Raw genomic sequence first — 19,867 nt, forward strand, 5'->3', positions numbered from 1 at the left:
CTCCGGCCTCGGTACTGCTAAGTTCAGCATCCAGCAAGTTGAGTCTATTCCGCTCAACTATTCGCGGGCTAGATTCGTTCCCATGACAACCATGGAAACGACCGCGCTCACCGCGTTCTGGCAACAGGAGCGCCACTACGCGACCCTGACCACGCTGCGGCCCGACGGCACACCGCACGTGGTGCCCGTGAGCGTGACGTACGAACCCGGCGCGGAGACGGCGCGGGTGGTCACCCGCCGTACCAGCAGAAAGGTGCGGAACATCGCGGCGGCAGGCGAGGACGGCATGCGCGTGGCGCTCTGCCAGGTCGACCGCGGACGGTGGTCGACGCTGGAGGGCCGCGCCCGTATCCGCACGGACGCGGCGGCGGTCTCCGACGCCGAACGCCGCTACGAGGAACGCTACGGGCGGCGGCCGGAGCCCAATCCCGAGCGCGTACTGATCGAGATCAGCGTCGACCGGAAGCTCGGCAGCGTGGAGTGAGGACGTCAGGCCCCGGGAGGCGCAGGGACAGGCGCGGCCAGTCGGCCCGTCGGGGCGGCGGCCCGCGCCGCCCGTCGACTCCCGTGCGCCGCGCGGGACTTCTCCTTCGCGCGGGACTACCCCTTCGCCCGGGGCCCCTTCTCCGCGCCGAACTTCTTCAGCAGCCCCTTCGCCGACTCCGGGTACGGCCGCCCCAGCAGCTCGTCGTCGGAACCGACCGAGGTCACGGCCACCAGCGTCCCCGCACCCCGCTTCTTGTCGAAGTCCCGCAGCCACGGACCGCCGCTCACGCCCTGCGTCAGACGGCACGGCCGCAGCGACAGCGCCCCCACGTTGGCGGCCGGGATCTCTCCCTGCTGATACTGACGTGCGTCCCCCGCGCAGTAGTTGAGCGTCTCACCGTCGTACGGCGACGAGGCGGGATAGCCCAGCGTCGCCGTGTGCCCCTCGCCGACGGGCTCGGTACTCAGCTTGTTCGCCCCGTACACGTCCTGGATGGTGCGACCGCCCCGCTTCTCCATCCGCAGGAACGCCCAGTCGTAGGCGAGCACCGACTCAAGGCTCTTCTCCGTGTTCCAGCCGGGCGCCGTCTTCCACGCCGTCACCTTCCAGCCGTGCGCGAGCACGGACTTGGGGCCGTCGCCCTTGCCGCGCTTGCTGCGCTTCCCACCCTCGTAGGCGGGCTGGAAGTACATGGCCTCCGGCTTGTGCGGCCGCTCCGGGCTGGCGATGCAGTGCGCCGCGGTGGCGACGACGCTCCCGCTCGGCGAGTCGACCACGGCCGCCGAGCAGGACTCGGCCTGGCGGTTCGGCAGCTTGGCGACGAGCTTCCCGACGGTCCTGACCGTTCCCTGCGGCCAGCGGTCACCCTTCGAGGCCGGCGGATAGGGCACGGGCGCGCTCGCACCCATGAGTGCCAACGCGGTGGTGCAGGTCATGAGAGCGGCGAGGGCCGCACGAGTCGACGTCATGCACCCACGCTCTGCTCCCGCCGCCCCCGCGGCCAACCGCACACACCTGATCGGGTCAACGCCCGCGATTCCCGGCCCGGCGCCGTGCGACCCGGTGCACAGTACGCCCAACGTCCTGAACCCGAAGGGGACGCCGCCGCCCTCAACGGGCCTGGGCAGCGAACGGCCCCTCCACGTCTGCCGCATGGAGGGGCCTGTCTTACGCGAACTTGTCTTACGCGATACGCGGCTACCCGACTACGCGAAGAGCCAGGCAGCAAACGGGGACCGGCCCGGGAGGCCCGGCGTCAGTCCCGCCGCTGCTTCTTCGGCCGCCACACCACCAGCGCACCCGACTGCGGATGGACGTCCTCGTAAGGGACGAGATCGCGGCGATAGGAGGCGTGGACCTGGGCCTCGCGCTGCTGCATGGCCGCCGCCGCGCCCTCGACCGCCTGCTGGAGCTCCACGACGCGGGCCTTCAGCGCCGCGACCTGGTTCTCCAGTTCGATGATGCGCTTGATGCCCGCGAGGTTGATCCCCTCGTCCTGGCTCAACTCCTGTACCTGGCGGAGAAGTTCGATGTCACGCGCCGAGTAGCGACGGCCGCGCCCGGCCGCGCGGTCGGGGGAGACCAGGCCGAGACGGTCGTACTGGCGCAACGTCTGCGGATGCAGACCTGAGAGCTGAGCAGCGACCGAGATGACGTACACCGGCGAGTCGTCGGTCAGCTGGTAAGGATTGCGTCGTCCGCCTCGGCCGTTCACCTCAGTCTCCCTTCGCGGCCTTGAACAGAGCCGCCCGCGGATCCTCCGCGGCGGTCGCGTCGCGGTAGGTCTCCAGGATGCCCTTCGCCTTCTCGCTCAAATCCTTGGGAACCGATACGTCGATGGTGACCAGCAGATCGCCACGTGTCCCGTCCTTGCGCACGGCGCCCTTGCCGCGGGCCCGCATCGTACGGCCGCTCGGCGTGCCCGGAGGCAGCTTCAGCGTGACGGGCGGCCCGCCGAGGGTGGGCACCTTGATCTCGCCGCCGAGCGCCGCCTCCGGATAGGTCACGGGCACGGTGACCGTCAGGTTGTCCCCGCGGCGGCCGAAGACGGGATGCGCGTCGACGTGGACGACCACGTACAGATCGCCGTTCGGGCCGCCGCGCTCGCCCGGTGCGCCCTTGCCGCGCAGCCTGATGCGCTGCCCGTCGCTGACGCCCGCGGGAATCCGGACCTGCATGGTGCGCGAACTCGTCGCCCTGCCCGACCCCTTGCACGTGTCGCAGGGGTCCTGGGCGATGAGCCCGCGGCCCTTGCAGTCGACGCAGGGATCGGTGAGGGAGAAGCCGCCTCCACCGCCGCGCGAGACCTGGCCCGTGCCGACACACGTCGGGCAGACGCGCGGCGAGCCGTTCTTGTCGCCCGTGCCCGCGCACGCCTTGCACGCCGCCGAAGAGGACATCCGCAGCGGGACCGTGGCACCGTCCACCGCCTCGGTGAAGCTGAGCGTCACCTCCGACTCGATGTCCTGTCCGCGCCGCGGCTGTGTACGCGTACCGGCGCCGCCGCGGTTGAACAGCCCGCCGAACACGTCGCCGAGACCGCCGCCGAAGCCGCCCGCACCTCCGGGGCCGCCGGTGCCTCCGGGCTGACCGCCTCCGAAGAGGTCGCTCAGATCGAAGTTGAAGCCGCCCGGCCCTCCCGGGCCACCGGGACCGCCGGTCCTGATGCCGCCGTTGCCGAACAGGGCGCGGGCCTCGTCGTACTCCTTGCGGCGCTTGGCGTCACCGAGCACGTCGTACGCCTCGGAGGCGTCCTTGAAGCGCTCCTCGGCCTTGGCGTCGCCCCTGTTGGCGTCGGGGTGGTTCTCCCTGGCGAGCTTGCGGTAGGCCTTCTTGATCTCGGCCTCGGTGGCGTCCTTCGGGACGCCGAGGACCTTGTAGTAGTCCTTCTCGATGAAGTCCTTCGTACTCATCCGCGGCGTCCCTCCTCCCCGGTGCCGTGTGCATGTGTTCTGCCGTCACCGGCGTGACCGGAGATCCCGGTCAGGCCGGCGTGCTCAGTCGGATCGGCGCGGCCGGTCCGGACGGCGTGAACTCTCCGGCCGTCCCGGCCACCCTGGTCAGCCCTGGTCGGGGCCACCGCTCTCCTCTTCGTCGGCGGACTCCTCGCCTGCCGCGCCCTGCGCCCCCGGCTGCGGCTCGGCGACTCCGACCCGAGCGGGCCGGATCGTCCGTTCGCCGATTCGGTACCCGGGCTGGAGGATCTGCACGCACGTCGTCTCCGTGACGTCGGGCGAGTACGAGTGCATGAGCGCCTCGTGCACCGTCGGGTCGAAGGGCTCGCCCTCCTTGCCGAACTGCATCAGGCCCATCTTCGCCGCGACCATCTCCAGCGACTCGGCCACCGACTTGAAGCCGCCGACCAGTTCGCCGTGGTCACGGGCGCGCCCGATGTCGTCGAGCACCGGCAGCAGCTCGGTGAGCAGATTCGCTACGGCGACTTCCTTCACGGCCGCACGGTCACGCTCGACCCTTCGGCGGTAGTTCTGGAACTCCGCCTGGAGCCGCTGGAGATCCTGCGTCCGCTCGTGCAGCGCCGTACGCGTCTGGTCGAGCTGAGCGGTGAGGGCCGCCTCCTGTGCGTTCTGGCCCGCGCTCTGACCGCCCTGGGTGTCACCGGCGAAGGCGGCGTCCTGCGCGGACAGGCTCTCCTGCTCGTTCTCGGATACGTCCCCGGCCGGGTCCGCCGGACCCCCCGCCTCCTCGGCGGGGACGGGTCCGGCGGCCTGCGCCGCAGCGTCATCGGGCTGTACGGCGTCGGCGGGGACGTCGGGCTTCTGATCGAAGCCCGGAGTCTCCTCCGTCACGCTGCACCATCCTTAGGCTTCTGCTCGTCGTCCACGATCTCGGCGTCGACGACGTCCTCGTCACCGTCGGCCTTGGACTGACCGGCACCCGCGGCGCCCTCGGCCCCGGCCTGCGCGCCGCCCTCGCCCTGTGCCGCCTGTGCGTCGGCGTACATGGCCTGGCCGAGCTTCTGGCTGGTCGCCGCGACCTTCTCGCTGGCCTCGCGGATCGCCGCGGTGTCCTCGCCCTTCAGCTTCTCCTTCAGGTCCTCGACGGCGGTCTCGACCTCGGTCTTGATCTCGCCGGGGACCTTCTCCTCGTTGTCCTTGAGGAACTTCTCGGTCGTGTAGACGAGCTGCTCCGCCTGGTTGCGGGTCTCGGCGGACTCGCGGCGCTTGGCGTCCTCGTCGGCGTACTGCTCGGCGTCGCGCATCATGCGCTCGATGTCTTCCTTCGGGAGCGCCGAGCCGCCGGTGACGGTCATCCGCTGCTCCTTGCCGGTGCCGAGGTCCTTGGCGGAGACGTGCATGATGCCGTTCGCGTCGATGTCGAAGGTGACCTCGATCTGCGGCACGTTGCGCGGCGCCGGGGGCAGGCCCGTCAGCTCGAACATGCCGAGCTTCTTGTTGTACGCGGCGATCTCGCGCTCGCCCTGGAAGACCTGGATCTGCACCGAGGGCTGGTTGTCCTCGGCCGTGGTGAAGGTCTCCGAACGCTTCGTGGGAATCGTGGTGTTGCGCTCGATGAGCTTGGTCATGATGCCGCCCTTGGTCTCGATGCCGAGGGACAGCGGGGTGACGTCGAGCAGCAGGACGTCCTTGACCTCGCCCTTGAGCACGCCGGCCTGGAGGCTGGCGCCGATGGCGACGACCTCGTCCGGGTTGACGCCCTTGTTGGCGTCCTTGCCCGCCGTCAGGTCCTTGACCAGGTCCGCCACCGCGGGCATACGCGTCGAGCCGCCGACGAGCACCACGTGGTCGATCTCGGAGAGCTGGATGCCAGCGTCCTTGATCACGTTGTGGAACGGGGTCTTGCAGCGCTCCAGCAGGTCCTCGGTGAGCTGCTGGAACTGGCTGCGCGTCAGCTTCTCGTCCAGGTGCAGCGGACCCTCGGCGGAGGCCGTGATGTAGGGCAGGTTGATCGTGGTCTCGGTGGAGCTGGACAGCTCGATCTTCGCCTTCTCAGCGGCCTCGCGGAGGCGCTGGAGAGCCATCTTGTCCTTGGACAGGTCGACGCCGTGCCCGGACTGGAACTGCTTGACCAGGTAGTCGACGATGCGCTGGTCCCAGTCGTCACCACCGAGGTGGTTGTCGCCGTTGGTGGCCTTCACCTCGACGACGCCGTCGCCGATCTCCAGCAGCGAGACGTCGAAGGTGCCGCCGCCGAGGTCGAAGACCAGGATCGTCTGGTCCTCCTTCTCCAGCCCGTAGGCGAGTGCGGCGGCCGTCGGCTCGTTGACGATGCGCAGCACGTTCAGGCCGGCGATCTCGCCGGCCTCCTTCGTGGCCTGACGCTCGGCGTCGTTGAAGTAGGCGGGGACGGTCACGACGGCGTCCTCGACCTTCTCGCCGAGGTATGCCTCCGCATCGCGCTTCAGCTTCTGCAGGATGAAGGCGCTCATCTGCTGCGGGTTGAAGTCCTTGCCGTCCAGGTTGATCTTCCAGTCGGTGCCCATGTGGCGCTTGACCGACCGGACCGTCCTGTCGACGTTGGTCACGGCCTGCCGCTTGGCCACCTCGCCGACGAGGACCTCGCCGTTCTTCGCGAAGGCCACAACGGACGGCGTGGTCCTGGCGCCCTCGGCGTTGGTGATGACGGTGGACTCACCGCCTTCGAGAACACTGACGACGGAGTTCGTCGTGCCCAGGTCGATGCCGACCGCACGTGCCATTTCGGTTTCCTCCAGCTGATGTCTTGAGTGAAGCTGACTCAAGAGTGCCCGGCCGATCCCATAACGTCAAACGACCTGAGCGGACTCCACTCAACTCTTATGCACTCTTTATGCGCACCCGCCTCCGACCAGCAACGGAGCAGACGTACGGGAAGGCCGGGGCGGCGCCGCGTCTCCGCCGGGCGCCCCGCGACGCAGATCACCGCGCGCCCGGGTACCAGCACCCCCCGGCGAGTGGGTAGTCTCGTACGGATCCGAAAAGTTACCGCTTAGTAAGCCGATCAGGTCTCGGCCGAAGGCCGCCCGAGGAGCCCTCATGCAACTCGCCGCGATCGTCGTTTCGTTGGTGCTGGCCGCGGTCGGCATCGCGCTGTTCGCGCGCGCCATCGCGCAGATCTACCGCTTCGTCAGGCTGGGGCAGCCGGTGCCCGCCGGAACGCGCTCCGACGACCCGGGCGCCCGCACGCTCACCGTGGCGCGCGAGTTCTTCGGGCACACCAGGATGAACCGGTGGGGCGTCATCGGCTTCGCGCACTGGTTCGTCGCCGTGGGCTTCTTCGCACTCGTACTGACGCTGGTGCATGCGCTCGGGCAGCTCTTCAAGGCGGACTGGACGCTGCCGCTGATCGGGACGTGGGCGCCTTACGAGGTGTTCACGGAGTTCCTGGGGCTGATGACCACGCTGGGCATCGCGACGCTCATCGTGATCCGGCTGCTGAGCCTGCCGTCGCGTGCGGGACGCAAGTCTCGGTTCGCCGGGTCCAAGGCGGGTCAGGCGTACTTCGTCGAGTACGTCATCCTCACCATCGGCGTGGCCATCCTGGTGCTGCGGGGGCTGGAGGGCGCGCTGCACGGCGTGGACGGCTACGAGGCCGCCTACTTCGTGTCGTACCCGCTGGTCGCGGCCTTCGACGGGCTGAGCGTGAGCGCGCTTCAGAACCTGGTGTACCTCGTCGCCCTGATCAAGATCGGCACCTCGTTCGTGTGGATGATCGTGGTCGGGCTCAACACCAACATGGGCGTTGCCTGGCACCGCTTCCTCGCCTTCCCCAACATCTGGTTCAAGAGGAACGCCGACGGCGGCACCGCGCTGGGCGAGCTGAAGCCGATGGTCTCCGGCGGCAAGGAGATCGACTTCGAGACGGCCCTCGACGACGACAACGAGGAAGAGGTCCGCTTCGGCGCCTCGCAGGTCGAGGACTTCTCCTGGAAGGGCATCCTCGACTTCTCCACCTGCACCGAGTGCGGCCGCTGCCAGTCGCAGTGCCCGGCCTGGAACACCGGCAAGCCGCTGTCGCCGAAGCTGCTGGTCATGTCGCTGCGCGACCACGCGCACGCCAAGGCCCCGTACCTCCTCGCAGGCGGCGGCAAGACCATGGAGGGCGAGGAGAAGGCCACCGAGGAGCAGCTCAAGGACGTACCCAAGGCGGCGCTGGAGGAAGCGGAGCGGCCGCTGATCGGCACCGCCGAAGAGGGCGGCGTGATCGACCCGGACGTGCTGTGGTCGTGCACGACCTGCGGCGCGTGCGTCGAGCAGTGCCCCGTCGACATCGAGCACATCGACCACATCGTCGACATGCGCCGCTACCAGGTGATGATCGAGAGCGCCTTCCCGAGCGAGGCCGGGACGATGCTGAAGAACCTGGAGAAGAAGGGCAACCCCTGGGGCCTGGCCAAGAAGCAGCGGCTGGAGTGGACGAAGGAACTCGCCCAGGAGACGGGCTTCGAGGTGCCCGTCGTCGGCAAGACCGTCGAGGACCTCACCGAGGTCGACTACCTCTACTGGGTCGGCTGCGCGGGCGCCCTGGAGGACCGGGCGAAGAAGACCACCAAGGCCTTCGCGGAGCTGCTGCACATCGCGGGCGTCAACTTCGCGATCATGGGCGGCGACGAGAAGTGCACCGGCGACTCCCCCCGGCGCCTGGGCAACGAGTTCCTCTTCCAGCAGCTCGGCGAGGAGAACGTCGCCACGCTGAACGCCGCCTTCGGCGAGGACGACGACGATGAGAGCACCAAGCTCCCCGCCTCGAAGAAGAAGATCGTCGCGACGTGCCCGCACTGCTTCAACACCCTCGCCAACGAATATCCGCAGCTCGGCGGCCACTACGAGGTCATCCACCACACGCAGTTGCTCCAGCACCTCGTCGACGAGGGCAAGTTGGTGCCGGTGACCCCGGTCGAGGGCCTGATCACCTACCACGACCCGTGCTACCTGGGCCGCCACAACAAGGTCTACACACCGCCGCGCGAGATCATCGGCAAGGTGCCCGGGCTCCGCAACGAGGAGATGCACCGCCACAAGGAGCGCGGCTTCTGCTGCGGCGCGGGCGGCGCCCGTATGTGGATGGAAGAGCGCATCGGCAAGCGCATCAACAACGAGCGCGTCGACGAGGCCCTGTCGCTCGACCCCGACATCGTCTCCACGGCCTGCCCGTTCTGCCTCGTCATGCTGACGGACTCCGTCAACGGCAAGAAGAACGAGGAGAAGGCCAAGGAGGACCTGCGCGTCGTGGACGTCGCCCAGCTCCTCCTCGACTCCGTACGTACGCCGCGGGACGACGGCCCGTCGGACGAGCCGGAGACGGAGGCGAGCCCGGAGCCGGAGCCCGCGAAGTAGCCGCGGCGGTGCCCGGAACGTACGGGCACAAGTGAACGGGCGGGGTCCGCTGTCCTCTGTGGACGGCGGGCCCCGCCCGTGCTGCTGCTCGATTTACGGTTGACCGTCTGGCCGGTTGCCGACGTATTGCGCCCCGATTACGCACGTATGGCGCCCGTTTGCGGCAACCTCCGTTCGGAATCGGTCACTTAGCGTTCTTCACACGTCAATCCCCTTCGGGGGATACCCAACCGGCACCCGGCGCCTTAGCCTCGCTGACCAGCGGCAGCAGAAGCGCGCGAACAGAGAGGGAGGCGAACACGCTTGCTGGACGGCGGCGGCATGGTGGCGGAGACCCGTCCGGTGTCCCCGGCCACTCCCGTCTCCCCGCCCGCGGCGAGAAGTGACGCGCCGCCCGGCCCCGGCACCCGCCCAGGCCGTACGACGGTCAGGGAAGCCAGGCGCTTAGGCCGCTGCGAACACCGCAGATCGCCGAACGACGTGCGGGGCAACAGCGACCGGGCCCGCACGCCGCGCAGGCAGGGGGAAGACCCGGTCCTTACGCCGACCACCGTCGAGGAGATGGGCGCATGCTGACCAACGAGCGCCTGTGCCGGCTGCATTTCACCTCGCGCGATCTCCCGCGCATCCGTATCGAGGTCGAGGAGTGCGCGGCCTCTGCCGGGCTCGCCGAACCGCGCAGAGGTGAATTCGTGGTGGCCGTCGACGCCGTGGCGACGAACGCCGTAGAACACGCGGGAGGCACCGGCCGGTTGGTGATGCGTCACCTCGCGGGCGAACTGGAGTGCCGCGTCGAGGACTCCGGCCCCGGCTTCTCGGAGGACGTCATTCCGGAGCTGGCCCCCGGGGTCGCGGGAGCAACCGCGGGACGCGGTCTGTGGCTCGCCCGGCTGGTCACCGACAGGCTGAGCGTCGAACCCGCCGGACCGGAGTCCGGGGCAGTGGTGACCCTCGCGGTCAGGCTCCCGGGCGGCTGACTCTTCACCCTCTTCACCGGGACCGACCGACCGCCGGAACCGCTCGCCGGAACCGCTCGCCGGGCGGCGATCGGGCGCGGACGGACGGCAGTCGGGCTGCGCCCGGGCTGGCGCTGAGCGCCCGCGGGTCTCAACTGAGCGGCTCTGTACGGGAGTTGCCGCGTGCGGGGCGCTGCGAAGGGGATGCCGCCACCTCACCGAAATTGGTACGTACCAAATACCCGGACATCGGAACCGCCCATCTCCCAGGGATGTCTTCCACTCCCAGTCCAGGGTCCTGACCCTCGCCCCTTGAGCCGCGCCCCGACCAGGCACCGGCTCGCCCCCACAAGGGGCAGGACCTCCTTGGTCGCATCTCTAGGGAGGATTCGTGCGCAAGCGCACACTCACCACGGGCACCGCCCTCGCGGTCGCCCTCGGCACCGCCGTGGCCGGTGCCCTCGCTCTCGACGCCGGCGCCGCCGAGCCGTCGCACACGGGCGCCGCCGCTCACAAGCCGGACCGTGTGGCGGACGGGAAGCGGAAGGTGAAGGAGGACTTCAACGGCGACGGCTTCCAGGACCTCGCGGTCGGCGCCCCCGAGAACGCGGAGTCCACCGGCTACATCACCGTCGTCTACGGCTCCGAGAAGGGCCTCGACCCGTCCACCCGTACCGTCGTCGACCAGAACACCCCCGGCGTCCCCGGCGACGCCACGGACGGCGACCTCTTCGGCGGCGCTCTGGCCGCCGCCGACCTCGACGGCGACGGCCTCACCGACCTCGCGGTCGCCGCGGAGGGCGACGAACGGCAGTCACCGGCCGGGTCCGGCAGCGTGACCCTGCTCTGGGGCGCGAAGGACGGGCTGAGCGGCAAGGACGCGACCCTCCTCGACCCGGGCACGAAGGAGACCTACGGCCTCGGCAGGAATCTGACCGCGGGGGACTTCGACGGCGACGGCAAGCAGGACCTGGCCATGCAGCGCGACGACTACGGCGTGCTGAGCGGCCCGTTCACCCGTGACGGCAAGTTCGCGGACGAGCAGCGGCTGAAGCTGACCGCCGACGGCGCGGACGTCATGGCACTGGTCCCGGGCGACATCACCGGCGACGGTGCCGACGACCTCGTCGTGATGCGGGCCTTCGAAGAGGCGTCGCGCGAGGCGCTGTTCTTCAAGGGAGGCGAGGACGGCCTGAAGCCCGGTTCCGGGCTGAAGGGGCAGGAGGGCGCCACCGGCACGATCGGCGACTTCGACGGCGACGGCTACGGCGACCTCGCCTACCGCGACGTACCGGAGGGCATCATCGAGAACCTGCCCTTCGACTCCGGCACCGTGCGGATCGTCTACGGCAGCAAGAGCGGCCCGAGCAAGCGGAACGCGACCTTCACACAGGCCACTTCGGGGGTGCCGGGCGCGAACGAGAAGAACGACCAGTTCGGCGGCACCCTCTCGGCCGGAGACGTCGACGGGGACGGTTACGACGACCTCGCGGCCGGAGTCCCGTTCGAGGCGATCGGCAGCAAGAAGGAAGCCGGTTCGTTCGTGGTGCTCGACGGCAGCGCCAAGGGCCTCACCGGCAAGGGCGCACAGGCGATGAGCCAGGACTTCGAGGGCGTACCGGGAGACGCCGCGGCAGGCGAACTCCTCGGCGCGGCAGTCCGGTTGAACGACCACGACAAGGACGGCAAGGCCGAGCTGTCCGTCGCAGCCCCGGGCGAGGGCAAGGGGAACGGTGCCGTGTGGTCCTTCCCCGGCGGCGCGGACGGCGTCGAGACCGACGGCGCACGCACCTTCGCGCCCGGCGACGTAGGAGCACCGGCGAAGGGCGCCCGCTTCGGCAAGACCTTCGGCAATGCGGCGGGAGCGCCGCTGTGGGGGGTCGACGACTGAGGCTGCGGCGGGCGCAGGCAAGGGCACCGTGCCGCGGACGGGGCCGAGGCGCGGTGCGGGGTGCCGAGTGCCGGGGCGGGTGACGGTACCGGTGCCGGTGCCGCGTGGACGGTGCCGAGTGCCGGTGCCGGTCTCGGTGCCGCGTTGACGGTGGCCGTAAGGGCCGGGGGCCGTATGGCCGGGGCCGGTGCCCGGCGGTGGCGCCGTCGCCGGTGCCCTAGGGGCGAGCCCTACGGGTTGTACCGGATCGGCCACAAAGCCCGGTCCAATCCCCCGGGCCCGGCCTCGGCGCCTCGCGGACAAGGTACGTTCGAAGGCGTGGCTGGTTTCAGGATCGGACGCGGCCGGGGCTCCCGGGGCGCGCAGCAGCAAGGGCAGTACGGCGGACCGCAGGGCTCGGGTCGAGGCGCACCCGGCTCCGGCCCGGGGGGTCCCGGGCCGGGACCCGGAGCGTACGGGCAGCGCCCGCCGCAGCAGTGGCCCCACGGCGGCCGTGGCGAACCCGAGTACTTCGGAGACCAGCACGGCGCTCACCCGCAGCAAGGGCGAGGCGGAGGGCCGCAGTTCGGCCCCGGCCCCTACGCTGCCGGTCCCGGTCAGGGCGCCCAGGCACGAGGCGGCGGCCCGGCCGGAGACCCGTATGCGAACTCGGCCGGCCACACCCGCTCCTTCACCGTGCCCGACCCGTACGGCCCCGCCGGCGGCCACGGCCCGGACGACGGCTACGGCCCCGGCGGCACCTACGGCGACTACGACTACTCCCGCCCGGCCCCTCCCCCCGGCCCGCGCCTGCACTGGAAGGAACTGCTGAGCGGCGTCCTGCTGCGCCCCAGCGCGACCTTCTGGCAGATGCGCGACCACAGCGTGTGGGCCCCGGCGATCATCGTCACCTTCCTCTACGGGCTGCTCGCCATATTCGGCCTCGACCAGGCGCGCGAGGAGGTCATCCACGCGACGCTCTCCAGCGCCATCCCGTACGTGCTGAGCACGGGCATCGCCGTCGTACTCGTCGGCCTGATCCTGGGTGCCGTGACGCACACCCTGGCCCGCCAGTTCGGCGGCGACGGTGCGTGGGCCCCGACGGTCGGCCTCTCCATGCTGATCATGTCGCTGACGGACGCACCGCGCCTGCTCGTCGCCCTCTTCCTCGGCGGTACGGCTCCGATCGTGCAGGTACTGGGCTGGGTGACATGGGTCGCGGCAGGCGCCCTCTTCACGATGATGGTCAGCCGATCCCACGACATCCGCTGGCCCCGGGCGCTGGGCGCCTCCGCGGTTCAACTCGTGGCACTGCTGGTGCTGATCAAGCTGGGGACGTTGTAGGAAAGCCAGGAAAACCAGGAAAACGGGGTGCGGTGCTTCCCGCCGAGAGCGGCGCTCTCTGAGCGGCCGAGAGCGGTGCTCACGTTGCGGTGACCGGGGGCCGGGGCGGCGGAGCAGTGCTTCGCCCCGAGAGCGGCGCTCTCCGAACGGCTGAGGGCGGTGCTCCGAACGTAGAGCGGTGCTCAACTGCCCGGCGCAGAGCGGTGCTTCACAAGGAGAGCGCCGAACACATCACGGAGCAGTGCTCACGCACCACCACCACCACCACCCAGACACGGTCAGGACGCGCCCCCGGAGCACCCGCCACGTCACGGAGCAGCGCTACGCAACGAGAGCACCGCTCACGGAAGGGCCCCGGCCCGCCTGAGCACCGCACAGCCCCCGCCTAAGCATCGCCTTCGCGGCGTGGCGGTCCGCCGCCCGCGTCCGGCTTTCCCTCACGGTTCCCGGCGGAATCGCTTTCGCTCCTGGATTCCGGCGGGTCCCCCGGATGGAACCGCTCGTAGTCGGCGGTGGCGACGTCCTGCCGCTGATGCGTGTTGATCAGATGCAGCAGCAGCGCCGCCAGCGCGATCAGCACGAGGATGACGCCGACGGTCACGAGGATGTCCAGCATGGTCCCTCCTCCCTCCGGCACGTGGGCCCACTCCGTACGGATGCGGCACGCTCATCCGCCGTACCGCGCTGTACGCAGTGAGGGCGCACGAGAGGCGAGTGCCCGTTTCCCGCGGGAAACACAGGCTGCGCCCTCGAACAGCACCCCCGCGTCCCGTCGAGCCCCGAAGCGATCCGCCCCGCCCCGCACAGCCCCTGCCGAACTCCCCGCCGGAAGCGGCCACTTCAGAGGCGCGACGAGTCAGCCGAAGCCGGCCGGAGCGAGTCCGAATCTCCGGAAACAAAGTATTCTCAGTATTTCCAGCTCCTCCCTGTCGGAGCCCGGTCACTGCCGGTCAAGGCCGTACACGGTCGATCGCCGCAGATCGCTACGAGTCGCGTCCGTTCGCGACTGGTCGCCACGGCATCGCACCCACCGGCACGCGCAAGGCCCGTAACCGGTCTCGCGCGGCCCGGAGGCAGGGCCGGACGGGCCCGACGGAGGAGCGGACGGGGCAGGGAGGGGGCGGAGGAGATGGCAGAGGTGTTCCTGCGGCGGCTCAGCCGATGGCAGGCGGACCGGGAGCGGGAGGCCGTCGCGGACCTGTACGTCGAGGCGTACCGGGGCACGGCGGGCGAGGAGTTCCACGACCGCGCGGAGTATCTGCGCCGCCTCGGCGAACACGTCGAGCGCACCGGCTTCGAGCTGGTGACCGCGAGCGCCGCCGGGGTACTGGCCGGCGCCGTCTACGGCTACCGCGCGGAGCGTACCGACGAGTGGTGGTCCGGGCTCCACGGTGAGCTGCCGCCGGCGATGGCCGAACTCACCGCCGCCGGACGGGCGTTCGTGATGACCGAACTGATGGTGCTGCCGTCCTTCCGGCGACGTGGAATCGCGACCCGCCTCCAGGATCATCTGCTGACCCCCTCTGGCATCGCCCTCGCCGTCACGCTGATCGACCAGGACGACATGCCCGCCCGCGCCGCGCTCACCTCGTGGGGCTGGGAGAGCCTCGGCAAGATCACACCATTCCCCGACCGTCCGCCGCTGGAGGCCTGGACCCGGCGTCTTCCCAGGTAGAGGGGCTGCCGAGCAGGCTCCGTAGGCCGCGGTGCACCGGGAGTACGCTGGGAAAAAATGGGGCGAATCACCCATCCAGGGCGTCCCCAACGCAGCAGGGCATCCCGGCATCCCGGGGTCATGGCACCAGGGCACCAGGGCACCAAGGCGGCGACGGTTCCACCGTCGGCCGGCTGTCGTTCCCACAGCTCCCGGGCGACAGAGGGGCGGACACCATGAGGGCTGAATACGGCAATCCGGAACTGACACCCCGCACATCCGGCACGCCCCGCGCACCCACGGCGCCCCCGTCCTCGGCGCCTGCCCCTGCCCCCGCCCCCGCGGTGCACATCGCGGGCAGCACGGACACTGAACCCAACATGCCGGTCGTGGACCTCTCCGCGCTGAGCGCCCTCCATCTCCCCGTGGAACCGGGCCTGTTGGCGCTGCGCCTGAAGTCCGAACCCTCCGGCCAGGGCCTCTTCGACGGTGCCTGGTGGCCCCACTCGCGCAACGTCCACGCGGAACTGCCGGGGCTGGTGAGCGTACTGAGCGAGCACCTGGGCCCGATCGACCACATCGGCCTGGACGCGGACGCATGGGACGGCCTGGGCGAGCCCCTCTACGTGGAGGGCAGGTACATACAGATCGACTGGTTCCCGCTGGGGGAGGACACGATCCTCGTCAGCCGCGGCGAACTGGGCAGCTTCTCACTGCTCGCCGTGCCGCCCGACGCCGGAGTCGACGAGGCGCATGCCGCCATGACCATGGCCACCCATATCGGCAACACGGAGACCGGCCAGCAGATCCTCGTGGCCACTGGCATCGCCGCACCCGCCTGGCACGAGACCCCCGCTGACGCCGGTTGACGCGCCTCGCACGCCCGTTGACCGCATGCACGCATGCCGACGCCGGTTGCCGCAGGCTGTCGCCCGCTGACACCGAGGCGCACCGACCGCCTCGCGCCCCTCAGGCGTCGAGGACCTGCCCGTCCCGCCGTACGACCGGCGGCTCCACGCTCCAGGGGAAGTTGATCCACTGGTCCGTACGCCGCCACACGTACTCGCACTTCACCTCTGACTGCGACTTCTCGTAGATGACCGCGCTCCGCACCTCGGCGACGTGCTCCGCGCAGAAGTCCTGCACCAGCTTCAACGTCCGCCCCGTGTCCGCGACATCATCGGCGATGAGCACCTTCTTCTCGCTCAGATCGACGACATTGGGCACGGGCGGCAGCATCACGGGCATGTCCAGCGTCTGGCCGACGCCGGTGTAGAACTCGACGTTCATCACATGGAGGTTCTTCACGTCCAGGGCGTAGCCGAGGCCGCCCGCGACGAAGAGGCCGCCGCGTGCGATGGACAGGATGATGTCCGGGTCGTATCCGTCGTCCGCGACGGCCTGCGCCAACTCCCGTACCGCCTGCCCGAAAAGCGGATACGTCAGGTTCTCGCGCTCTTCACCGCTCACGCCGGCGACTCCCTCTCGTTCGGACCGGACAGATCCTCTTCTGCATCTGCTGCATCTGCTGCATCTGCTGCATCTGCTGCATCGGATTGCATCTGATCAGGCCGGATCTGCTCGGATCAGACCTGTGTCCGGTGGAAGTTCAGATACGAACGCGAGGGCGTCGGCCCCCGCTGCCCCTGATAACGCGAACCGTGCAGCGCCGACCCGTACGGATGCTCAGCGGGCGACGTCAGCCGGAACATGCACAACTGCCCGATCTTCATGCCGGGCCACAACTTCATCGGCAGCGTAGCGACGTTGGAAAGCTCCAGCGTCACATGGCCGGAGAAGCCGGGATCGATGAAGCCCGCGGTCGAATGCGTCAGCAGCCCCAGCCGCCCCAGCGAACTCTTCCCCTCCAGGCGGGAGGCGAGGTCGTCCGGCAGCGTCACCACTTCATACGTCGACGCGAGCACGAACTCGCCGGGGTGAAGGATGAAGGGCTCGTCGCCCTGCGCTTCGATCAGCCGCGTCAGATCGGGCTGTTCGACGGCGGGGTCGATGTGCGGGTACCGGTGGTTCTCGAACACCCGGAAATAGCGGTCCAGTCGGACATCGATGCTGGAGGGCTGCACCATCGCGGGATCGAACGGATCGATCCGCACCCGGCCGTTGTCGATCTCCGCCCGGATGTCCTTGTCAGAGAGAAGCACGGCCAGAGACTACGCGTACGGCAAAGGGCCGGCCCAATCGCACCGGCCCCGCGCCAACGCGCCTGCCGAACTGCCCACGCCTGTCCGCTTCTTCGTACGGAACCTCGCCCGGGTCTCCGTCTGGGGCTTCGTCCGGGCGGCTCACCCTCGTGCGGGATCACCGTGCCGGATCACCGCCCTCACCTACCGCGTCACCGTTCGTACTTGGCGGGGCGCGGCACCGCCGGAGTGTCGGCCCCCGGCTCCCGCCCCCGCCCGCGAACCTGCCCGGGCACCGGGACCGGCACCGCCTGCCGCAGACGCGCACACCTCGGACACCTCAACAACCGGCCAGGCCCGATGCGCCCGCTCCGCAAGTTCTGCATCGGGAACGTCGAGGTACTGAACACATGCCCCTCGGCACACTGAACGACGGTGGCCCCCATCGCTCTCCTCTCCCCAAGTACGTGGTCGACGAAAGCCACATTAAGGGATCAAACCGACAACCCACCGCCCGACTCCCCACCACCCACGCTACGCCCCAACTCCCTTGCCCCGAGGGCCCCTACCCCGTCCCGGAGCAGCAAAAAGACCCCTCGGCCTATGCGGCGGGGGTCGGCGATGAGGTAGAGTATCGGCGTCGAAGCCGACGATCGGACGGCTCCTCGCGGGTGTAGTTTAATGGTAGAACATGAGCTTCCCAAGCTCAGAGCGCGGGTTCGATTCCCGTCACCCGCTCCAGCACAAAGCCCCAGGCCAGAGGCCGCCAGGCCAGAGGCCCGGGGCTTCTTTGTTGTGCGGGGACGGTATCGCCGATGAGCTGCCTTGCAGAGCTCTTCCGGACAGATGTCTGTCAGTCCATTCCGTGCTGCACATCTGCGCAGTACGGCAACGTTGCCCTCAGCATCCGGTACACCAACTCCGGTAGACCCCGACACTTGCCCGCCTGCCATCGCGTGCCCCACGCCGTTCCCGTAGCGCGGGTAAACCCCGGTCAACAGCAGGTCGTTGAGAGCCGCGCCAGCCTGGCGCGTCTGCGGCGGTTCGAGCGGGCTGCCCACGTGACTGTGGACGGCAGGCTGCCGCTGGCGGAAGTGGCGTTGCGCACCGGCTACAGCGATCAGGCCCACTTCAACCGGGAGTTCCGGCGGAGTGCGGGCACTGCTCCTAGGGAGCATCTGCGGCCGCGCCGCTCGGAGTCCTCCGACGGCACACTGCCCTGAACGGGACGGCCCAGGAGCGGACAAACGTCCAATACGGGCCAGCCGCACGTTCGTACGCTGACGAGGTCAGCAACTGCGCATGGTGGACGAGTTCGTGATGCTCAGTCGAACGCGGGCGTCATGGACTACATCGACGATGTGGACGCGCACTTCGAGCAGGCCAGGTCGGCTGGGGTGACGATCTGGTATGAGCCGCAGGAGATGCCCTACGGGCAGCGGGGATACGGCGTCCGGGACCCGGAAGCGGATTCTGGTGCTTCAGGGCGCTTCACCAGCACGTGCACGATCCCGCACGTGATGAGTGAGCCCGCTCCGGCCCCGGACCAGACAGCCATCTGATCCTTACAAGACCCGAGACCTGTCTCTGCCAGGGAGGGCAGTAGCCTGCGCGCCATGACTGATCGCAAACCCCTCGAGGGCGCCCCGTCCACGCCCCCTGCGCCCCGCAGCGCGGGGCGGATACTGGGCGCCGTCGTCCTGGTCTGCCTCGCGGCAGGTCTCTTCTACATCGGAGTCGACGCCCTCGCCAGCCCCGGCCGGGTGGTGGCCGAGTCCTCAGGCACCGGGCGCAGCCCGGACTCCGAGTCCGAGGCCAAGATCGGAGGACTGCTGATGTGCCTCTTCGGGGTCTCGGTCCTCTGCGGGGCGATCGCACTGTTGCAGAAGCCAGGGAAAGGCAAGCCGTCCGTCGGCGCAACGCCGCCACGTCCATGAGCGAAACGCGCGTACGCGGGAATGGGCTCCCCTCGGCATGGCGAGGAGCGAGCACGCCTGGAGGAAGAAGCGGTGGGCGATGATCGCCCGTTCTCGGAGGAGGTAGATGTATGACGCGGCAGAACAAGCCGTGGACGGTCCAGTGGCACATCGTTGCGGACGGCACGGTGATCCGACAGCGTTCAAAAGGGGATCAACCCCACGAGCAGCTGTTCGGGACGCACGCCACGAACCAGAAGCTGGAACTCGCCGACCTGGAGGCGCTCGACTATCGCATCGCTCGGAACCAGCGCTTCTTCAACGTGCTTGCCGCTGTTCTGGTGGGTGTCGGCGTGATCGACGTGGTGGCGCTAGCGGCCGGCATGGTCCTCGCCTGGGTCGGCGTCGACGCAGGTGGCGCGCTCGTGATGCCGGCGCTGTTGCTGCTTGTCGGGCTGCTGATCGCCATCGGCGCAGCTCAAGGGCTCATGCTCAGGCGCTTCAATCGGGCCTGGACCGATGCCGGCTTCGCATCGTCAAATCAGGTGACGATGGCAGCTTCCGAGGCGCGTTCGCTGATCGCAGCGCCCGGAGCGGTCTCGGGACGCCCGGTCAGAGTCAAAAACGCTTGATCACTCCCCTCGACGTGACGGACTCGGCTTCCGCGACGGGTTCGGCTCTCGTCAAAGGACGAGACGGAGTCAGGCACCCGTCACGGTGAGTGGTCTCTTTGGTGTCCGGCCACCGGCAGGCGCTATCACTGACCTCTGCGCGTCAAGGGGATGTTGGTTCGTCGAGGGCCGGGCCGGTGCCCACCAAGAAACCGTCGAGGATGCCGGACCGGTACTGAAGGCGCTTGAGCCGGTCGCGTATGAGTGCTTCGAGATAGTCGAAGGCGACGATGACCTTGGTCGCACCAAGACTGGTCGGTTTCACGTTGAACACCGCGGCGACAGCCTCGTGTTCGCCGCACGACTGCCGCACCACATGCGCACCAGAACAGGCCAAACCACGGTCATCAGAGGGCCGTTGGAAGAGCCGTTCGACGACTGGACAAGTCCCCTCTGCGCAGGTCAGGCGCCAACTGGCCCGATCTGCACGGTGATCCCCAAGCTCAGAGCGCGGGTTCGATTCCCGTCACCCGCTCCACGACGAAGGCCCAGGTCAAAGACCCGGGCCTTGTTTGTTGGCTGGGCCTCTCTAAA

18 protein-coding genes, 1 tRNA gene and 2 pseudogenes are annotated in these 19,867 nt (G+C 69.3%); 12 read left to right on the top strand and 9 right to left on the bottom strand.

Features of this window, described 5'->3' with window-relative positions:
* Nucleotides 1-82 precede the first annotated feature (82 nt).
* Nucleotides 83-484, top strand: coding sequence for a pyridoxamine 5'-phosphate oxidase family protein (locus tag MMA15_RS12890; RefSeq protein WP_241059573.1), 402 nt, complete (start codon nucleotides 83-85; stop codon nucleotides 482-484).
* A gap of 116 nt (nucleotides 485-600) precedes the next feature.
* Here the strand turns inward: MMA15_RS12890 and MMA15_RS12895 are convergent, their stop codons facing one another.
* From MMA15_RS12895 to dnaK, 5 genes are all read right to left on the bottom strand, one after another.
* Nucleotides 601-1,455, bottom strand: coding sequence for a trypsin-like serine peptidase (locus MMA15_RS12895; protein WP_241059574.1), 855 nt, complete (start codon nucleotides 1,453-1,455; stop codon nucleotides 601-603).
* Between the two features lie 287 nt (nucleotides 1,456-1,742).
* Nucleotides 1,743-2,201: a heat shock protein transcriptional repressor HspR gene (locus MMA15_RS12900; RefSeq protein ID WP_241059575.1), complete on the bottom strand. Its 459-nt coding sequence runs from the start codon at nucleotides 2,199-2,201 to the stop codon at nucleotides 1,743-1,745.
* Nucleotide 2,202: 1 nt separating this feature from the next.
* A complete protein-coding gene (gene dnaJ / locus MMA15_RS12905) occupies nucleotides 2,203-3,399 on the bottom strand; it encodes a molecular chaperone DnaJ (protein ID WP_241059576.1) in 1,197 nt (398 codons plus the stop codon).
* A 147-nt stretch (nucleotides 3,400-3,546) separates the two neighbouring features.
* The gene (grpE, locus tag MMA15_RS12910; protein ID WP_241059578.1) at nucleotides 3,547-4,293 is read right to left on the bottom strand and encodes a nucleotide exchange factor GrpE; all 747 of its coding nucleotides are present in this window, start codon (nucleotides 4,291-4,293) and stop codon (nucleotides 3,547-3,549) included.
* Nucleotides 4,290-6,164: a molecular chaperone DnaK gene (gene dnaK, locus MMA15_RS12915; RefSeq protein ID WP_241059583.1), complete on the bottom strand. Its 1,875-nt coding sequence runs from the start codon at nucleotides 6,162-6,164 to the stop codon at nucleotides 4,290-4,292. Before dnaK ends, grpE begins: the two co-directional genes overlap by 4 nt.
* Before the next feature lie 316 nt (nucleotides 6,165-6,480).
* On the opposite strand from dnaK, the gene MMA15_RS12920 reads away from it, so the two are divergent.
* The 4 genes from MMA15_RS12920 to MMA15_RS12935 all read left to right on the top strand — a co-directional run bounded on the left by MMA15_RS12920 (nucleotide 6,481) and on the right by MMA15_RS12935 (nucleotide 12,951).
* On the top strand, nucleotides 6,481-8,781 hold the full coding sequence (locus MMA15_RS12920; RefSeq protein ID WP_241059585.1) for a (Fe-S)-binding protein: 2,301 nt from the start codon (nucleotides 6,481-6,483) through the stop codon (nucleotides 8,779-8,781).
* A gap of 569 nt (nucleotides 8,782-9,350) precedes the next feature.
* Nucleotides 9,351-9,758 (top strand): ATP-binding protein, encoded by a 408-nt coding sequence (locus MMA15_RS12925; RefSeq protein ID WP_241059587.1) that lies wholly within the window; start codon nucleotides 9,351-9,353, stop codon nucleotides 9,756-9,758.
* A 370-nt stretch (nucleotides 9,759-10,128) separates the two neighbouring features.
* Nucleotides 10,129-11,628 carry an FG-GAP-like repeat-containing protein gene (locus MMA15_RS28220; protein WP_241059589.1) on the top strand — a complete coding sequence of 500 codons (1,500 nt, stop codon included), beginning with the start codon at nucleotides 10,129-10,131 and terminating at the stop codon, nucleotides 11,626-11,628.
* Nucleotides 11,629-11,946: 318 nt separating this feature from the next.
* Nucleotides 11,947-12,951 (top strand): Yip1 family protein, encoded by a 1,005-nt coding sequence (locus tag MMA15_RS12935; RefSeq protein ID WP_241059604.1) that lies wholly within the window; start codon nucleotides 11,947-11,949, stop codon nucleotides 12,949-12,951.
* Between the two features lie 385 nt (nucleotides 12,952-13,336).
* Here the strand turns inward: MMA15_RS12935 and MMA15_RS12940 are convergent, their stop codons facing one another.
* The gene (locus tag MMA15_RS12940) at nucleotides 13,337-13,567 is read right to left on the bottom strand and encodes a hypothetical protein (RefSeq protein WP_241059606.1); all 231 of its coding nucleotides are present in this window, start codon (nucleotides 13,565-13,567) and stop codon (nucleotides 13,337-13,339) included.
* Between the two features lie 513 nt (nucleotides 13,568-14,080).
* Between MMA15_RS12940 and MMA15_RS12945 the strand changes: the two genes are divergently transcribed.
* Both MMA15_RS12945 and MMA15_RS12950 read left to right on the top strand, forming a co-directional pair.
* Nucleotides 14,081-14,626, top strand: a complete 546-nt coding sequence (locus MMA15_RS12945; protein ID WP_241059608.1) for a GNAT family N-acetyltransferase — start codon at nucleotides 14,081-14,083, stop codon at nucleotides 14,624-14,626.
* A 215-nt stretch (nucleotides 14,627-14,841) separates the two neighbouring features.
* On the top strand, nucleotides 14,842-15,474 hold the full coding sequence (locus MMA15_RS12950) for a DUF5994 family protein (RefSeq protein ID WP_241059610.1): 633 nt from the start codon (nucleotides 14,842-14,844) through the stop codon (nucleotides 15,472-15,474).
* A gap of 100 nt (nucleotides 15,475-15,574) precedes the next feature.
* Here the strand turns inward: MMA15_RS12950 and MMA15_RS12955 are convergent, their stop codons facing one another.
* Both MMA15_RS12955 and dcd read right to left on the bottom strand, forming a co-directional pair.
* Nucleotides 15,575-16,075, bottom strand: a complete 501-nt coding sequence (locus MMA15_RS12955) for a phosphoribosyltransferase (RefSeq protein ID WP_241059611.1) — start codon at nucleotides 16,073-16,075, stop codon at nucleotides 15,575-15,577.
* A gap of 116 nt (nucleotides 16,076-16,191) precedes the next feature.
* Complete coding sequence (dcd, locus tag MMA15_RS12960; RefSeq protein ID WP_241059612.1) at nucleotides 16,192-16,767, bottom strand: dCTP deaminase; 576 nt, start codon at nucleotides 16,765-16,767, stop codon at nucleotides 16,192-16,194.
* Between the two features lie 646 nt (nucleotides 16,768-17,413).
* Here dcd and MMA15_RS12965 point away from each other — a divergent pair.
* The 5 genes and pseudogenes from MMA15_RS12965 (at nucleotide 17,414) to MMA15_RS12985 (ending at nucleotide 19,294) form a co-directional block, all read left to right on the top strand.
* A tRNA-Gly gene (locus MMA15_RS12965) sits at nucleotides 17,414-17,487 on the top strand.
* 74 nt (nucleotides 17,488-17,561) lie between these two features.
* Nucleotides 17,562-17,969: a helix-turn-helix domain-containing protein gene (locus tag MMA15_RS27895; protein ID WP_277400199.1), complete on the top strand. Its 408-nt coding sequence runs from the start codon at nucleotides 17,562-17,564 to the stop codon at nucleotides 17,967-17,969.
* 45 nt (nucleotides 17,970-18,014) lie between these two features.
* Nucleotides 18,015-18,308: pseudogene (locus MMA15_RS12975) on the top strand (VOC family protein); the annotation flags it as partial.
* Nucleotides 18,309-18,362: 54 nt separating this feature from the next.
* Nucleotides 18,363-18,683: a hypothetical protein gene (locus MMA15_RS12980; RefSeq protein WP_241059617.1), complete on the top strand. Its 321-nt coding sequence runs from the start codon at nucleotides 18,363-18,365 to the stop codon at nucleotides 18,681-18,683.
* 110 nt (nucleotides 18,684-18,793) lie between these two features.
* A complete protein-coding gene (locus tag MMA15_RS12985; protein ID WP_241059619.1) occupies nucleotides 18,794-19,294 on the top strand; it encodes a hypothetical protein in 501 nt (166 codons plus the stop codon).
* Nucleotides 19,295-19,436: 142 nt separating this feature from the next.
* Here MMA15_RS12985 and MMA15_RS12990 read toward each other — a convergent pair.
* Nucleotides 19,437-19,577: pseudogene (locus MMA15_RS12990) on the bottom strand (IS630 family transposase); the annotation flags it as partial.
* Between the last annotated feature and the right edge of the window lie 290 nt (nucleotides 19,578-19,867).

It is taken from the genome of Streptomyces marispadix (assembly GCF_022524345.1).
In the GTDB taxonomy this organism is placed as follows: domain Bacteria; phylum Actinomycetota; class Actinomycetes; order Streptomycetales; family Streptomycetaceae; genus Streptomyces; species Streptomyces marispadix.

Excerpts from the sequence above, each read along its gene's own strand:
- MMA15_RS12890 (WP_241059573.1), top strand. The coding sequence starts at position 83 with ATGACAACCATGGAAACGACCGCGCTCACCGCGTTCTGGCAACAGGAG.
- MMA15_RS12895 (WP_241059574.1), bottom strand. The coding sequence starts at position 1,455 with ATGACGTCGACTCGTGCGGCCCTCGCCGCTCTCATGACCTGCACCACC.
- dnaJ (WP_241059576.1), bottom strand. The coding sequence starts at position 3,399 with ATGAGTACGAAGGACTTCATCGAGAAGGACTACTACAAGGTCCTCGGC.
- dnaK (WP_241059583.1), bottom strand. The coding sequence starts at position 6,164 with ATGGCACGTGCGGTCGGCATCGACCTGGGCACGACGAACTCCGTCGTC.
- MMA15_RS12920 (WP_241059585.1), top strand. The coding sequence starts at position 6,481 with ATGCAACTCGCCGCGATCGTCGTTTCGTTGGTGCTGGCCGCGGTCGGC.
- MMA15_RS12925 (WP_241059587.1), top strand. The coding sequence starts at position 9,351 with ATGCTGACCAACGAGCGCCTGTGCCGGCTGCATTTCACCTCGCGCGAT.
- MMA15_RS12940 (WP_241059606.1), bottom strand. The coding sequence starts at position 13,567 with ATGCTGGACATCCTCGTGACCGTCGGCGTCATCCTCGTGCTGATCGCG.
- MMA15_RS12945 (WP_241059608.1), top strand. The coding sequence starts at position 14,081 with ATGGCAGAGGTGTTCCTGCGGCGGCTCAGCCGATGGCAGGCGGACCGG.
- MMA15_RS12950 (WP_241059610.1), top strand. The coding sequence starts at position 14,842 with ATGAGGGCTGAATACGGCAATCCGGAACTGACACCCCGCACATCCGGC.
- MMA15_RS27895 (WP_277400199.1), top strand. The coding sequence starts at position 17,562 with ATGAGCTGCCTTGCAGAGCTCTTCCGGACAGATGTCTGTCAGTCCATT.
- MMA15_RS12980 (WP_241059617.1), top strand. The coding sequence starts at position 18,363 with ATGACTGATCGCAAACCCCTCGAGGGCGCCCCGTCCACGCCCCCTGCG.
- MMA15_RS12985 (WP_241059619.1), top strand. The coding sequence starts at position 18,794 with ATGACGCGGCAGAACAAGCCGTGGACGGTCCAGTGGCACATCGTTGCG.